Annotated in this window: 12 protein-coding genes and 1 pseudogene; 1 reads left to right on the top strand and 12 read right to left on the bottom strand. The window is 72.2% G+C overall.

Annotated elements, in window-relative coordinates:
- The 6 genes and pseudogenes from HNR61_RS43030 to HNR61_RS43005 form a co-directional block, all read right to left on the bottom strand.
- Positions 1-119, bottom strand: a pseudogene (locus HNR61_RS43030) (sulfate adenylyltransferase subunit CysD); the annotation flags it as partial.
- A 90-nt stretch (positions 120-209) separates the two neighbouring features.
- Positions 210-1406, bottom strand: coding sequence for a cytochrome P450 (locus HNR61_RS43025; RefSeq protein ID WP_182848912.1), 1197 nt, complete (start codon positions 1404-1406; stop codon positions 210-212).
- Positions 1407-1466: 60 nt separating this feature from the next.
- On the bottom strand, positions 1467-2204 hold the full coding sequence (locus HNR61_RS43020) for a sulfotransferase-like domain-containing protein (RefSeq protein ID WP_182848911.1): 738 nt from the start codon (positions 2202-2204) through the stop codon (positions 1467-1469).
- Complete coding sequence (locus HNR61_RS43015; protein ID WP_182848910.1) at positions 2201-3184, bottom strand: aldo/keto reductase; 984 nt, start codon at positions 3182-3184, stop codon at positions 2201-2203. The genes HNR61_RS43020 and HNR61_RS43015 overlap by 4 nt, the downstream gene beginning before the upstream one ends.
- Positions 3177-4364, bottom strand: a complete 1188-nt coding sequence (locus tag HNR61_RS43010; RefSeq protein WP_182848909.1) for an argininosuccinate synthase domain-containing protein — start codon at positions 4362-4364, stop codon at positions 3177-3179. The genes HNR61_RS43015 and HNR61_RS43010 overlap by 8 nt, the downstream gene beginning before the upstream one ends.
- A 245-nt stretch (positions 4365-4609) precedes the next feature.
- Positions 4610-4933 (bottom strand): SAV_915 family protein, encoded by a 324-nt coding sequence (locus HNR61_RS43005; protein ID WP_182848908.1) that lies wholly within the window; start codon positions 4931-4933, stop codon positions 4610-4612.
- A gap of 577 nt (positions 4934-5510) precedes the next feature.
- Between HNR61_RS43005 and HNR61_RS43000 the strand changes: the two genes are divergently transcribed.
- Positions 5511-6116, top strand: coding sequence for a GNAT family N-acetyltransferase (locus HNR61_RS43000; RefSeq protein WP_182848907.1), 606 nt, complete (start codon positions 5511-5513; stop codon positions 6114-6116).
- 16 nt (positions 6117-6132) lie between these two features.
- Here HNR61_RS43000 and HNR61_RS42995 read toward each other — a convergent pair whose 3' ends face one another.
- From HNR61_RS42995 to HNR61_RS42970, 6 genes are all read right to left on the bottom strand, one after another.
- On the bottom strand, positions 6133-6744 hold the full coding sequence (locus HNR61_RS42995; RefSeq protein ID WP_182848906.1) for a CGNR zinc finger domain-containing protein: 612 nt from the start codon (positions 6742-6744) through the stop codon (positions 6133-6135).
- Positions 6745-6845: 101 nt separating this feature from the next.
- The gene (locus HNR61_RS42990; RefSeq protein WP_182848905.1) at positions 6846-8288 is read right to left on the bottom strand and encodes an MFS transporter; all 1443 of its coding nucleotides are present in this window, start codon (positions 8286-8288) and stop codon (positions 6846-6848) included.
- Between the two features lie 339 nt (positions 8289-8627).
- Positions 8628-9581 (bottom strand): acyl-CoA dehydrogenase family protein, encoded by a 954-nt coding sequence (locus HNR61_RS42985; RefSeq protein WP_182848904.1) that lies wholly within the window; start codon positions 9579-9581, stop codon positions 8628-8630.
- Positions 9578-10714, bottom strand: a complete 1137-nt coding sequence (locus HNR61_RS42980; RefSeq protein WP_182848903.1) for an acyl-CoA dehydrogenase family protein — start codon at positions 10712-10714, stop codon at positions 9578-9580. The genes HNR61_RS42985 and HNR61_RS42980 overlap by 4 nt, the downstream gene beginning before the upstream one ends.
- Positions 10711-11505, bottom strand: a complete 795-nt coding sequence (locus HNR61_RS42975; protein WP_182848902.1) for an alpha/beta fold hydrolase — start codon at positions 11503-11505, stop codon at positions 10711-10713. The genes HNR61_RS42980 and HNR61_RS42975 overlap by 4 nt, the downstream gene beginning before the upstream one ends.
- Positions 11505-14798 carry a non-ribosomal peptide synthetase gene (locus HNR61_RS42970; RefSeq protein ID WP_182848901.1) on the bottom strand — a complete coding sequence of 1098 codons (3294 nt, stop codon included), beginning with the start codon at positions 14796-14798 and terminating at the stop codon, positions 11505-11507. Before HNR61_RS42970 ends, HNR61_RS42975 begins: the two co-directional genes overlap by 1 nt.
- Positions 14799-14801 lie beyond the last annotated feature (3 nt).

The following is a 14801-nucleotide window of genomic DNA, read 5'->3' as shown; positions in this document are numbered from 1 at the left end:
TTGCCGCCGGAGAACAGCAGGACCGGGCGTTCGAACTCGGCCGCCACCTCACGGATGATGTGGACCGACTCGGCTTCCAGCACGTCCAACTGGGAAAGCAGGTAGTCGCAGCGCTGCATGGTCTGGGCTCTCTCCACGCTTTCTGGCGGATACTTCGGGGGAACGCCGTTCCCGCGGCTCGGGTCGTGCGCCAGGAGGGCCGTGCCGCCCTACCAGGCCAGGCGCAGCTCGTCGACGCTCCACACCACGCCGCAGGTCTCGGTCGGCCATTCGACCAGCCGGTACTCGGGGATGCGGCGGTGCCACTCCTGCAACAGCAGCACCATCTCCTGCCGGGCGAGGTGCGCCCCGAGGCAGAGGTGCCTGCCCGCCCCGAGGGACGCGTGGCTGACGTCGCCGCGGTCGAGGTCGAACTCCGTGGCGCGCGGGTACGCCGAGGAGTCCCGCCCGGCCGCGGCCATCGCCACCAGGGCGTTGTCGCCCTTGCGGACCGGGCAGCCGTGGAACACCGCGTCGCGCGTCGCCTTCCGCGGCTGCTGGGCGATCGGGAAGACGCGCAGCGACTCCTCGACGACCTGGTCGGCCAGCTCGGGCTCGGCCACCAGGCGGCGCCGGTGCTCCGGGTGGGTCGCCAGGTGCAGCATCGTCCACGACACCTGGCTCGCGGTGGTGTCGAGCCCGGCGACCGTCAGCAGCGTCAGGCACTTGAGCAGTTCCTCGTCGTCCACGGGCGCGTCGTCGAGCTTCCAGCCCACGGCGGCCGAGACGACGTCGCGGGCCTCCGGGTCGGGGTGCGCCCGCCGCTGCGCGAGCAGGTCGGCGAGGTAGGCCATGAGTTCCCGCTCGGCGGGCTCGCAGCCGGCCGGGCCCTCCGGGGAGCGCCCCACCGCGCGCTCCACGATGTCCAGGAACATGGGCGTGTCCTCCATGGGCAGGCCCATGAGCTGGAGGACCACCATGGTCGGGAAGACCCGGGCGACGTCGGCGAGGTAGTCGCACTCCCCGCGCGCGGCCACCCCGTCGATCACCTCCGCGGCCATGGCGCGCTGCCGGTCGCGCATCGAGCGGATGCGCCGCGGCGTGAACCACGCGGCCAGCAGCCGCCGCCACTTGAGGTGCTCCTCACCGTCGAGCATCAGCGGCGGGAGCTTCGGGGCGTCCGGGTTGAAGGTGAAGTCCACCGCGTTCGACCACAGGTCGTCGTCGAGCAGGGCGTCCATGACGGAGTCGTGGCTGGTGAACACCCAGTGGCCCCCGGCGTCCTCGGTCCACATGAACGCCCCGGCCGCCGCCCGGTGCTCGTCCATCTCGCGGAAGCCCGTCATCGCCGGCGCGCCGGCGCGCCCGGTGACGTAGTCACGGACGGGCCGGGCGGCGGCGGTGGACTCGGGCGGGTTGCGGGTCATGTCCCTCTCCTCTCGGCTGGTTCCGTCTGGCTCACCGCCGGGCCGTCCGGTGGCGTCGGCTCATCGGCTGACGAGGCGGTGGCGCGCGAGCGCGTCGTAGAACGGCTGGTGGTACTCGGCGATGCGGCGCAGGTGCTCGTTGGTGTCGGGCGTCTCGCGCCGCTCCGGCGTCCTGGACGGCTTGGCCGCCAGCCCGCTGCTCGCGGCCACCTCCGCGTGCCACCGGGCCGTGCGCTGCCAGTTCGGCCGCTTGTCGGGGTCCCAGCGCAGCGCCTCGGGCATGAACTCCAGCCCGACGTGCTCGCAGTACGCCCGGACGGTCGCCTCCGGGGCGGCCACGAGATCGTCGCCGTCGATCACCAGCGGGACCTCGCCGGTGTTCGCCCGCACGGCCTCGAAGATGGCGTGCAGGTACTCGAACCCGTACTCGTCCAGGGTGGCCTTCGGGTTCATGGCGTAGTGCGAGGCGATCGCGCTCCGCGGCTCCCTGATCATGAAGGTGTTGACGACACCGCCGAACAGGCGTTCGTCCTCGAGCAGTGACGTGTACTTGTAGTCGGAGGTGTCCTTGGCGAACACCCGGCGCCCGCCGTCGTTGAGCGCGAGCATCGCGTCGAGCAGCTCGGTCGTCGACGTCACGTGCCTGCCCGCGATCTCGAAGCGGCCGTCCATCTGCAGGTACGAGAACGGCTCGTGGAGCACCTCCAGGTCGCCGCGTTCGAGCATGACGCGCAGGAACGCGGTGGACCGCGACCGGGGCACGGCCCACAGGATGATGGGCTTCGGCGCGGCGCTCACTGCGACCACTCCGTGGGCTGCCGGTCCCAGCGGTGTTCGCGCAGCATCGCCATCAGCTCCTCGTCCAGCGGCTCGGCGTCGCTGGTGGCGATGTTGGCGCGCACGTGCGGCACGCGGCGCATGCCGGGGATGACGGTGGTGACGTCGGGGTTCTGGAGGATGAAGCGCAGCGCCAGCTCGGGCAGGGTCATGCCCTCGGGCACGATCCGCTTGAGGCGTTCGGCGCGCTCCACGCTCGGGATGAGGTTCTCGGGCACGAAGTAGGTGTTGCGCCAGTCGCCCTCGGGCCAGCGGGAGTCGCGGGTCAGGGTGCCGGTGAGGGTGCCCTCGTCGAAGGGCACCCGCGCGATCACCGCGACGTCCAGCTCGCGGCACGCCGGGAACAGCTCGTCCTCGGGGGCCTGGTCGAAGATGTTGTAGATGACCTGGACCGAGTCGATCAGTCCGGTCTCCAGGGTCCGCAGGACGTTCCAGGGCTCCCACCGGTTGATGCTGATGCCGACGCCCTTGATGAGCCCGCGTTCCTTCATCTCGATGATGGGGTCCTGCCAGGCCGCGTCGTGCGCCCAGTCGTCCTCCCAGACGTGGAACTGGAACAGGTCGACCGACGGCAGGCCGAGCCCGTCGAGGCTGCGGCGCAGGTACTCCCAGAGATGGTCCGGCGGATACACCTCGGACAGCTTGGAGTCGCGGGTGGACGGCCACCTGAGGTCCTTGGGCGGCGGCTTGGTCGCGATGTAGAGCCGGCGGTCCGGATGCCGCCCGAGCAGCCGCCCGAGCATCCTCTCGCTGTGCCCGCGGCCGTAGATCCAGGCGGTGTCGAAGAAGTTGCACCCGAGCCGCACGGCCTCGTCGAGCGCGGCGTCGCCGGCCTCGTCGTCGGCTCCGGTCCATCCGCCCTCGCCGCCGGCGATGCCCCACATGCCGTAGCCGACGTCGCCGACCATCCAGCCCAGCCGGCCGAACCTGCGCTCACGCATCGCTGTCCTCCTTCCGCGTCCAGACGGCGGCCTCCTGGCTCCAGCGGTTGCCGCCCGAGCCGAACCGGGTCTGCTGGACCACGCGTCCGGCGACCCTCGTCCGCTCGACCCGGACGACGCCCCGGTGGACCGACAGGGTCACGGTGCCGCCGATCTCCCCGACGAGCCGGTCGATCGCGTCCCGCGCCGCGTGCGCGGCCGGGTCGAGCCATCGCGCCTCGTACATCGCGGCGCCCAGGACGGCGCCCAGCCGGGCGTAGAGCTCCCGCCCCTCCGCGTCGAGACCGGCCTGCAGGATCCGGGTCCACGCGCGGTCGAGCAGCTCCAGGCCGGGCGCCTCGTAGACGCCCCGGCAGACCGTGCCGATGATGCGCCGTTCGACCACGTCGCGCAGCCAGACGCCGTTGCGCGCGCCGATCTCGTTGGCCCGCGCCATCCACTCGACCGGATCGGGCCCGCTGCCGTTGACGTCGGTGACCCGTCCGTCGCGGAAGACGACCGTCACGGTCTCGGGCTCGGCGGGGGCCTGCTCGGGCCACCTGCTCCACCGCGGATCGAGCCGGGTGACCGGCGTTTCGAGGTCCTCCAGCTCGGCCGACTCGTGCGAGACGCCGGCGAGGTTGCCGTCGGTGGACCGCTCGGCGCCGCTGCCCGGGTCGAGGGGCAGCCCGTGCTCGACGACGGCCTCCAGCATCGCCTTGCGGCCGGGGAACCGCTCCAGCGCCTGCGGGTTCGTCCACGGCTCGATGACCGGCAGCTCCGGTGCGACCTGGACGCCGTAGCGCGCGAAGCGACGCTGGTCGTTGCCCCCGCCGACGCAGCCGTGGGCGAGCGCCCGGCATCCGTCCGCCCGCATCAGCGGCGCCAGCCCGCTGACGAGCACCAGGCGCGAGGCGCCGGTCGTGTTCCAGTAACCGCCGTCGTGGCGGGCACGGTAGCGCAGCAGATCCGACGCCACGGCGGCGATCGCCGGCCTCAGATCCACGAGTACGGCTTCGTCGCCGAATCCTCGCAGCGAGGAAACGAGCGCGTCCAGCCGCGTGCGATCCGTCTGGCCGATGTCGGCGATGTAGTGCCTGGTCGGTGTGGATTGTTCGTGAAGCCAGACCCCGACGGCCAGGGAGGAAAGTCCACCCGACTGGAATAGTCCGATGCGTTCGTTGTCACTGGCTTGCCCCACGGGCTCTCCCTTGCGCTGGCGGACGGATGGGATCGGTTCTCGACGCGCCGTCCCCGTCGTGCGAAGCGAATGCCTCGGCGCTGCTCGGCGAACGGCGTGTCAGGACATGCCCTCCGCGAGAATCGATCGCGGTGGTCTTTTCTCCACGCCCCTCGGGGACGTGGACGTTCGTCACTCGGGTCGGTCGCGGGCGCGCCGACGCGAAATACGCATGAGCATTGGGAGATCGGCCGCTCCCGATACCGTCACCCCGGCGAGGCGGGGGACCGGTTCGCGGCGGCCGGGCGGCGCCGGGCCCGCCGTTCGGGGCGGCGCGGGGCGCGCCGGTGCGGCGGCCGTGCCACGCCGGGCGTCCCGGCCAGGGGGCGGGCGTTCGGCGACGGCGCGAGCAGGCCCGGATCGACCTGGATCCGGTGGATCCCGAGCGGCGCCAGCATGGACTTGATCGCCCTCTCGTCGAGCCGGATCCAGGGCTGGGCGGGGCCCATGATCTCGATGAGGCGGTTCATCGTGGTGAACGCGATACCGACGCGTTCTCCGGACGGCAGCCGTACCGTGCGCAGTGACACCGTCTGCGTTCCCGGCCGCACCGGAACCAGTAGGCAATCCATTGTTTTCATCACCCCCGACATAAGAGTGTGGGACAGATGAGGGATATCGTCGTGTACACGGCCTGAACGGCCGGTCGCTCATCGCCGGCATCGCCTTGAGGCATTGACGGAACCACCAAGGAATGCGTGGTTGCGGCGAATACCTGTCAATGTTCTTCGCGATGCGAGCCGGAGCGGTACTTCGATGACCTCCCCTCTGCCGCGACTCGTTGACGGTGTTGCCGTCTCACCCATATACACCGGGCGAACGGCCGATCCGCTGCATCGCGGGAGCAAGATTTTCCAGGAATGCGGCGGCCGGGACGCCGTTGTGCGGCACGGCCCCGGCGGGGAGTTCCCCGGATGCGTCAGGGGCGACGGCGGCTCGTTCCGGGACCGTCTTCAAGTCCCGTCCCACCAACCCCTGACTCCACAGCCAAGGCTCCAGTATAGTAACCGTTACAACGCCTGATGTCGGTTACTCAATGTCATGCGGCGCACGATCGGGAAGCGCTCGCGTCCATCAAGCCCTCGACGCAGGATTGGCGGTGCGGTCATGAACGACGCCGGCAAGCGGAAGAACTCCACGTCGCTGACGGTCAGGGAGCTGTCGGAGGAGACCTGGAGCGACTTCGAGACGGTCCTCGGATCCAACGGGGGTGCCCGCGGGTGCTGGTGCATGCACTGGCGGCTCTCCATCGCGGAGTGGATGGAGGGGAAGGGCGAGGGGAACAAGAAGGCGATGAAGCGCCTGGCCAAGGGCGACCCGGCGCCCGGCGTCGTCGTCTACCGGGACGACACGCCGGTGGCGTGGTGCGCGCTCGGCCCCCGCGACGCGTTCCCGAGGCTTGAGCGCTCGCCCCTGCTGGCGAACGTCGACGACGAGCCCGTCTGCGCGATCACCTGCATCTACATCCACCGGAAGCACCGCGGCGAGGGGCTGCTGTCGGCCGTCCTCGACGCCGTCTGCGAGCACGCCGCCAAGGCGGGGCACAAGGTCGCGGAGGGCTATCCGATCGAACCCCGCGAGGGGAAGCGCGCCGGCTCGGACACGGCGATGACGGGGATGGCGAGCGCGTTCCTCAAGGCCGGGTTCTCCGAGGTGGCCCGCCCGCGCAAGGACCGCCCGATCATGCGCCGGACGCTGCGCGCCGGCAAGTGACGCGGGAGGCGTCCGGTCACCCGGCGGCGCGCTCGGCCCGCCGGTGCCGGCTCGCCTTCTCGCGGTTGCCGCACGTGCTCATGCTGCACCAGCGGCGGCGCCCGCCCCGCGAGGAGTCCAGGAACAGCCAGCCGCACCTCCCGCACGCCCTGATCCGGTCGGCGGGCAGCGTGAACAGGGCGTGGACCGCCAGCAGCGCCAGGGTCGCGGGAATCGACCCCGGCGCCGCCCGGTCCGCGGTGAGGTGACCGAGCGTGGCGTCGACCGGCGGAACGCGCGCCCCGCGCACGCCGGCTCCGGCCCGCTCCAGGAGCGCCCCGAAGGGCTCCGGCGGCACCGTCTCACCGCGGGCCACCGCGTTGAAGACGGCCCACGCCTGTTCGCGGACGGCCCGGACCTCCCTGACGATCCCGTCCGCGCCCGCCTCCGCCGCGGACGGCGCGTCCTCGAACAGGCCCGCGGACGCGCACCAGGTGAGGACGTCCGAGGGCGTCCTCAGCAGCTCGTTGTCCTCGACCGGGTGCGCCCGGTTGAAGACGGTGTTCGTGAGGTCCAGGACGGGGTGGCCGCCGACGAACTGCGCGTCCTCCCAGGGCGGCCGCGCCCTGGCGGCAGTGGAAGTAACCATTGAACTCATCATATGCGGTTTTTTGCCCGTTGATACGGCCGGTCCCGAGCGGGCCGGGGGAGGGGGCCCCGCAGGGCGGGGTCCCCTCCCGATCTTCCGCTCTACGCGGCCTGCTCCTTCTCGAAACGCTTCCGGAAGAGGACCGTGATGATGATCGCCCCGACGGCGAACGCGACCGAGAACCACAGGGACCAGCGCCAGCCCGTGAGGACGGCGCCGGGGTCGCCGGCGCCGCCGGAGGCCGCGGTGAAGTAGGCCGCCACCGAGGTCACGACGCCCACGCCCACGGCCAGCCCGAGCTGCTGCGAGACGTTGATCAGGGCGCCGGCCGTGGCCCGCCGTCCCTCGTCCACGCCGTTCGTGCCGGCGATGCTCGTCGTGATCAGCGCGAGGATGTGGCCGAAGGCGTTCACGGCGGTGCCGACCAGGACGAGGGTGAGCCCGTGGCCCTCCGGAAGGCCGACCATGACCAGGATGCCGACCGTCTCGATGGCGATCCCGGACAGCAGGACGCGGTACAGCCCGAAGCGCTCCACCAGCTTGCCCGCGTAGATCCCCGTGACGATCGCGATCGCGCCCGAGACCGCGAACGTCAGGCCGGTCGCGAGCGCGCCCATGTCGAGGTGTTCCTGGAGGTAGAGCGTGAGGATGAACAGCATCCCGCCGTAGGAGCAGATCAGCACGACGTTGAGCAGGTTGGCCGCCCCGATGGCGCCGGTGCGGAAGATGGAGACCGGCACGAGGGCGTCCCGTTTCCGGCGCTCCGCCCGGACGAACAGGGCGCCGGAGGCCACCGCGATCCCCGCCGAGAGGAGGATCGGGGCGGACAGCCAGCCGTGCTTCTGCCCCTCGGTGAGGGCGAAGACGAGCGCGACCATGCCGATGGTCCCGAGGGCCGCGCCGGTGACGTCGAGGTTGCGGGAGGAGCGCGTGTCCCGGCTCTCGTCGAGGAGCGCCTTCGCGGGGACGCAGGCGAGCAGGACGATGGGGATGTTGATCAGGAGGGTGGACCTCCAGCCGAGGTACTGCGTGAGGACGCCCCCGAGCACCATGCCGGACACGAACCCCGCCGACAGGGCCGACCCGTAGATGCCGAGGGCGCGTTCGCGTCGCGGTCCTTCCGGGATGGCCGCCTGGAGGAGCCCCAGGCCCGCCGGGGCGATGAACGCGGCGGCGATCCCCTGGAGGGCGCGGCCCGCGATGAGGGACGCCGGCGACCAGGCCAGGCCCGCCAGGAGCGAGGCGAGGCCGAGGCCGACGAGGCTCCAGAGGAACACCCGCTTCCGGCCGAACAGGTCGGCGACCCTGCCGCCGAGGAGGAGGAAGCCGCTGAACGCCAGCGCGTAGGCCGACAGGATCCAGGCGGCGTCGCCTCCGGAGGTGAGCCCCATCCCCTCACGGATGCTCGGGGCCGCGACGTTGATGATCGAGTAGTCGAGCGCGACCAGGAACTGGGTGCCGCAGATGATGGCGAGCTGCCAGACCTGCCGGGACCGGTATCCGCTCTCGTCCCTCTCGGTCGCCTGCAACGATGCCTTCGTCATTCCGATCCTTTCGCTTCTGTCGGCCGTCAGCGCGGAGATGCCGGGAATCGGGGACGGGAAGGGAATGGGGTGGGTCCCGTCGCGACCGACCGCCCCCGCCCGCCCGACCGGGGCGCGCGAGACGATCAGTAACCCTTAAAAGCACGATATGAGGTTACCCAGATATCGCGCCGGATCACCAGCCCGGCGGTCCGGCCGCGAAAGTCGGCGAAATGCCTGGAAAATGGACGAACCGGGCCGAGTGGAGCGGCCCGGTTCGAACGGCCTTCCCGGCGGAGCCGGCACGGCCTGGGGTTCATGCCACGGCGCGGGACCCTCCGGCCCGCGCCGTGGCTCCCGTCATCGCGTCTCCCAGCTTTCGCGTCGCAGCTCGAACGGGGTGCCGAGCCGCACCGACTCGACCGCCGCCCTCCGGTAGTACAGCTGGGCGTCGTTGTCCGACCGCATGCCCGCGGCGCCGTGGATCTGCATGGTCCGCGTCGTGACGGTGCGGGCCAGGTCCGACGCCGCGGCGAGGTTGGCCGCCGCGTGCGCGACCGCGTCGCGGTCGTGCACCAGCATGCGCGTCGCGTCGATGTGCATCGACAGCTCGCCGAGCCGGAACGCCAGGGCCTGGAACCTGCCGATCGGCTGACCGAACTGGCGGCGCTCCTTGGCGTGGGCGACGGCGTGGTCGAGCGCGGCCTGGGCGAGACCCACCAGGTACGCCGCCTGGCGCACCCGCGCGTTGGCCAGCGCCGCCTCCCACTCGGCGGAGGATCCCGCCCACTCGGTCACGGGCGTGCCCGCGAACTCCACCCCGTACGCCTCGCCCCGGCCCGTCTCCTCGTACCGCCGCGTCGTGACGCACGGATGGTCGGCGCGCACGAGCGCCAGGCGCAGTCCGGCGGTGTCGACGCCGCCCACGACGAAGTAGTCCACCTCCGTCGCGAACCCGACGAACGACCGCCGGGCCGACACCGCGCCGTCCTCGGCGGACCACGGCTCGGCCGCGACCGCCAGCGCCACCGGCGCCTGGCCGATGACGTCGCCCCGCACCAGCTCGCGCGCGGTCAGCGTGTCGAGCAGCGGCCCCTGGTACAGCACCGACCCCAGGAGCTCGGCCAGCCGCACGGTGTCGGAGGCGTCGAGCGCGCCGAGCCCGACCAGCCCCTCCCACACCATCGAGCGGATCTCGCGGTTGTCGTCGTCGTCCTGGCCGTCGGCACGGGGCCGGTCGGCCATCCGCCGCACCAGCGGCGCCAGGTCCTCGTCGAAGAAGTCCGCGATCGCCGCGGTTCCCGTCGCGGTCATGTCGGCAACCCCAGTTTCGATGTGGCGACGAAGTAGAGCATGATCTCCGAGGAGCCCTGGGCGAGCGTGAGCCCCGGGGCCTCCCGCAGCGCGGCGTCGAACACGCCGTCGGCGATCGCCTCGGGGTCGCGCGCGTCCAGCAGCGCCCGCGGCCCGAGCAGCTCGACCGCCGCCGACGACACCTCCTTGGCCGTCTCGGACGTGTACCACTTGGCGGTCGCCGAGTGCACCTCGTCGGGCCGCCCGGCGTGCAGGTTGGCCACGCACCGCCACGCCAGCAGCCGCGCCGCGCGCACCCGCGTCTCCAGCTGCGCCAGCCGCTGCTCGCACCCGGGCGGCGCGTGCTCGCGCAGCGCGGCCAGCGTGCGTTCCGCCTTCGCGGAGTGGTCGAGCCCGGTGCGCTCCAGCGGGAGCACCCGGCCCAGCACCTGCCACCCGTCGTCGACCTCGCCGAGCACGTCCTCGCGCCCGACCCGGATCCCGTCGAGCGTCACCAGGTCGAACCGCTCCTCGGACAGGTTCCACACCGGCTCGATGACCACGCCCATGCTCTGCAGCGGCACCAGGAACAGCGTGATCCCGGAGAAGTTGACCGGACCGGTCGACGTGCGGGCCGCGCACAGCCCGAACTCGCTGTGCTGCGCCTTCATGTTGTAGATCTTCCGGCCGTACAGGCGCCAGCCGTCGCCGTCCGGCTCGGCGCGCGTGGCCAGCGACGCCAGGTCGGATCCGACGTCCGGCTCGCTGAACAGCACGTTGGCGGTGGTCTCGCCGCGCGCCAGGCCCGGCAGGAACCGCTCCTTCTGCTCCGGCGTGCCGAACAGGTGGATGGCCATCCCGACGATGTCGATGCCCAGCAGGTGCACGTTGTCGGGCACGCCGTGGCGGATCAGCTCCTCGGTGAGGATCGCCTTCTCCACGATCGTGGCGCCCGCCCCGCCGTAGCGCTCGGGCCAGTTGACCGCGAGCCAGCCGAGCTTGCCCAGCCGCCGGTGCACGTCGAGCAGGCCGGGCTCCTGCCCGTAGGGCACCCGCCGGGCCTGCGCGATCTCCGCGCGCACCGCGTCCTCGCGCAGCAGCCTGCGGACGTCTTCCCGGAACCGGTCCTGTTCCGGCGTGAAGGCCGGCATCATCGCGCACTCACCTCGCTCAGGCCGGCGCGCACCGTCGCCGCCAGCGTCTCGACGTGCGGTGGTTGGAGCATGGTGTAGTGGTCGCCCCGGACCATCTGGATCTCGTCGGCGTGGGGGCGCCACCGGTCGATCTTCCCGGGGTCGGAGTCCTCGGCGCACAGCAGCACCACCCGGCCGTTCACGCGCCGCGGGCGGAACGCCAGCAGCGCCCGCACGTTCGCGGCGAACACCGGGAACCGCTCGGCCAGCCCGGCCTCGTCCGGATCGGCGCCCATCTCGGCGAGGTCGGCGGCGAACCACGCGCGCAGCTCGTCGTCGCCGGGAGCGGACGACGCGTCCGGGACGGCGGTGTCGAGCGCGAACGTCACCGCGACGTCGCCGTCCCGGCGCGCCATCTCCAGCGCCACCGCTCCGCCGACCGACCAGCCGCCCAGGCGCAGCGGCCCGTCGGGCTGGACCTGGCGGACCGCGTCCAGGTAGGCGGCCGCGAGGTCGGGCAGTCCCCGCGCCTCGACGTCGCCGCCGTGCAGGCCCGGGTCCTCCAGCGCGTGGACGGGCTGGTCGTCACCCAGCAGCGCGGCCAGCGGGACGTAGGGCGCCACCGATCCGCCCGCCGCGTGCACGAGGAACAGCGGCGGCTTCGTGCCCGAGGCCCTGAGCGGCACCAGCGGGGACGCCGCCCGCCGGGCGGCGCGCGGCCGCGCCAGGGCCTCCTCCCGCCTGCGCCGGAGCCGCAGTCGCAGCAGCGCGCGCCGTTTCTCCTCCACGGTGGATGGAGGTGGGGCGGTCATCAGTTCGACTCCTTCAGCAGCCGGTCGAGTTCCTCCTCCGACAGGTCGGCGACCTCGGCCTCCAGCCGCGCCACCTCGTCCTCGCCCAGCAGCGCGCGCTGCTCCTCGTCGATCTGGGCGGCGAACTGGCTGAGCACCGGGTAGCTGAACAGCCGCCGCGGGTCGAACGTCACCTGGAAGGCGTCGCGCACCCGCGACATCATCTGGGTGACCTGCAGCGAGTTGCCGCCGAGGACGAAGAAGTTGTCCTGCGCGCCGACGCGGCCGGCGTCGAGGTTCAGCAGGCTCTGCCAGATCTCGGCCAGCCGGCGCTGCGTCTCGGTGGTCAGCTCGGCCTGCCGCGTGCCGCCCTCGGGGCGCGGATCGGGCAGCCGCGCGTGGTCGACCTTCCCGGTGGAGGTCAGCGGGAGCTGCTCCAGCTTCACGTAGTCGGTGGGCACCATGTGCAGCGGCAGCCGCCCGGTCAGGTGCTCGCGCAGCGCCTCCGGCTCGAACTCGCCGACCACGTAGGCGGCCAGCCAGGCCGACGGCGTGCCCTGGTCGCGCACGGCCACCACGCACTGCCGCACGCCGTCGAACTCCTCGATGGCGTGCTCGATCTCGCCGAGCTCCACGCGCAGCCCGCGCAGCTTCACCTGGCGGTCGACCCGGCCCAGGAACTCCAGGTTTCCGTCGGCGTTCCAGCGCACCAGGTCGCCGGTGGCGTACATGCGCTCGCCCGGGCTGGCGGCGAACGGGTCGGGCAGGAACTTCTCGGCGGTCTGGTCGGGCCGGCCGAGATAGCCGGTGGCCAGGCCGGCGCCCGCCATGAACAGCTCCCCGGGCACGCCGACCGGCACCGGCCGCAGCCCCTTGTCCAGGACGTAGGCGCGCTGGTTGGCCATCGCCCGGCCGATCGGCGGCGGGCCGTCCAGCGGCTCGGCGGGGCACAGGTAGTCGACGCACGTGACGGTGACCTCGGTGGGCCCGTACCCGTTGTGGAACTCGCGTCCCGGCTTGCTCCACCGGTTGACCAGGTCGGGGCCGAACGGCTCCATGCCGATGAAGCACACCCGCAGGTCGTCCAGGGCCGACGGGTCGAGCTGCCCGAGGACCACCGGCGGGATGTCCACGATCGTGACCCGCTCCTCGGCCAGCAGCACCTGGAGCTTGTCGGGGTCGAGCAGCTCGGAGCGGGGCGCGCCGACGATGGTCGCCCCGGCGGTCAGCGTGGAGAACACGTCCGACACGCTCACGTCGAAGGCGGGGTTGGAGAACTGCAGGACCCGGTCGTCCGGCGTCACCGAGAACATCCGCTGGAAGGTGGTGCAGAAGTTCACCACGGCCCGGTGGGGGACCATGACCCCCTTGGGGGTGCCGGTCGAGCCCGAGGTGTAGATGACGTACGCGGTGTCCTCCTGGCTCACGCGCACCGAGGGCGGCGAAGCCTCCCGCTCGTCGAGCGAGGCCGTGTCCAGCAGGAGCCGCGCCACCTCCGCGGGCAGGCGGTCGGAGAGGTCCGACGTCGTCACCACCGCCGCCACGTCGGCGTCCTTGAGCTGGTAGGCCAGCCGCTCCGGCGGATACTGCGGGTCGAGCGGCAGCCACGCCCCGCCCGCCTTGAGCACGCCGAGCTCGGCGGCCGGCAGGTCGAAGCCGCGCTCCAGCAGCACCCCGACCACGCGCCCGGGCGCCACCTTGAACTCCTCGACGAGCGCGTGCGCCAGCCGGCTGGACCGCTGGTCCAGCTGCGCGTAGGTCAGGTCCTCGCCCGCGAAGCGCATCGCGACCGCGTCGGGCGTCTCGGCCACGCGCGCGGCGACCAGCTCGTGCAGCAGGCGCCCGTCGCGCTCGCCGGGCTCGGGGTTCCACTCGGTGAGCACGCGCAGGTACTCGCTGTCGGGCATGATGTCCAGCGACTCGACCCGGGCGTTCGGCCGGGACAGCGCGTCGGCCATGACCGTGCCGAAGTGCTCGACCAGCCGCTCGACCCGCTCGTGGTCGAACAGCTCGGAGGAGTACTCGATCCACACGCCCAGGCCGCCGTCCGGCAGGTCGTTGATCTGGAACGTGAGGTCGAACCGGGTCGTCTCCGGCTGCGGCGTCAGCATCTCGACCTCGACGCCGGGCAGTTCCCAGCGCGCGATCATCGGCTCGGGCAGCAGCGTGAACAGGTGCGCGACCATCGGGTTGCGTCCGGGCAGCCGCTCCGGCTTGAGCTCCTCCACCAGACGGCCGAACGGCACGTCCTGCCGGGCCATCGCCTCGAGGATGGTGTCGTTGGTGGCGTGCACCAGGTCCCGGAAGACGGGGTCGCCCTCCAGGTCGCCGCGGATCATCACCGTGTTGGCGAAGAACCCCATCATGGGCTCGGTCTCCGAGCGCGTCCGCCCGGACAGCACCGACCCGAGCGCGATGTCGTGCTGGCCGGTGTAGCGGCTCATCAGGACCTGGTACCCGGCCATCGTCAGGGCGAGCAGGGAGACGCCCTCGGACCGGGCCAGGTCGCGGATCCCCCGCGCGAGGTCGTCGGGCAGGCGGGTCTCGTAGATGCGCCCGGCCCCGGTGGGCGACGACGGCCGCTGCCGGTCGGTGCGCCACTCCAGCGGCTCCATGCCGTCCAGCGCGGAGCGCCAGTACTCGATCTGCTTGGCCGGCTCCTCGCTGAGCAGCCAGAGCCGCTGCCACGCCGCGTAGTCGGCGGGCTGGAGGGCCAGCTCGGGGAACTCCGCGCCGCCCGGATCGGCGTAGCGGGCCGTCAGCTCCTCGGCGAACTGGCGCGACGACCATCCGTCGATGACGATGTGGTGCCAGACGATGGACAGCACGTGGTCCTCGGGGCCGAGGCGCAGCAGGGCGAACCGGTAGGGCGGCTCGTTGCGCAGGTCGAACTCCTCGCGCGCCTGCCCGTCGATCCAGTCCTGGACGGACTCCTCGGTCCCGTCGGTGACGGGCAGCTCCCACGTCCCGGGCGGCGGGTCGATCGTCTGGAACGGCACGCCGTGCTCGTCGCCGAACCGGGTGCGCAGGCTCTCGTGCCGCGCGACGATCCCGCGGAACGCCTCCGAGAGCGCGCCCACGTCGAGCGGCCCGCGCAGGCGCATGGCGAACGGCACGTTGTAGACCGGCGCGCCCGCGACCATCTGGTGCAGGAACCACAGGAACCGCTGCTGCTCGGCGATGGCCATCTTGCCCGTGCGCGGGACGGCGACGATCCGCTCCCGCTCGGCCTTCTCCGCCACGCGCTGGCGGACCTTCATCTCCAGCAGGGCGCGCCGGATGTCGGCGACGTTGCGACCCTCTGACGTCGTCATGAT

This window comes from Actinomadura kijaniata (assembly GCF_014138665.1).
GTDB classification, from domain to species: Bacteria; Actinomycetota; Actinomycetes; order Streptosporangiales; family Streptosporangiaceae; genus Spirillospora; species Spirillospora kijaniata.
Note: the sequence above shows the minus strand (reverse complement) of the source record. Positions and strands in the feature narration are given on the sequence as shown.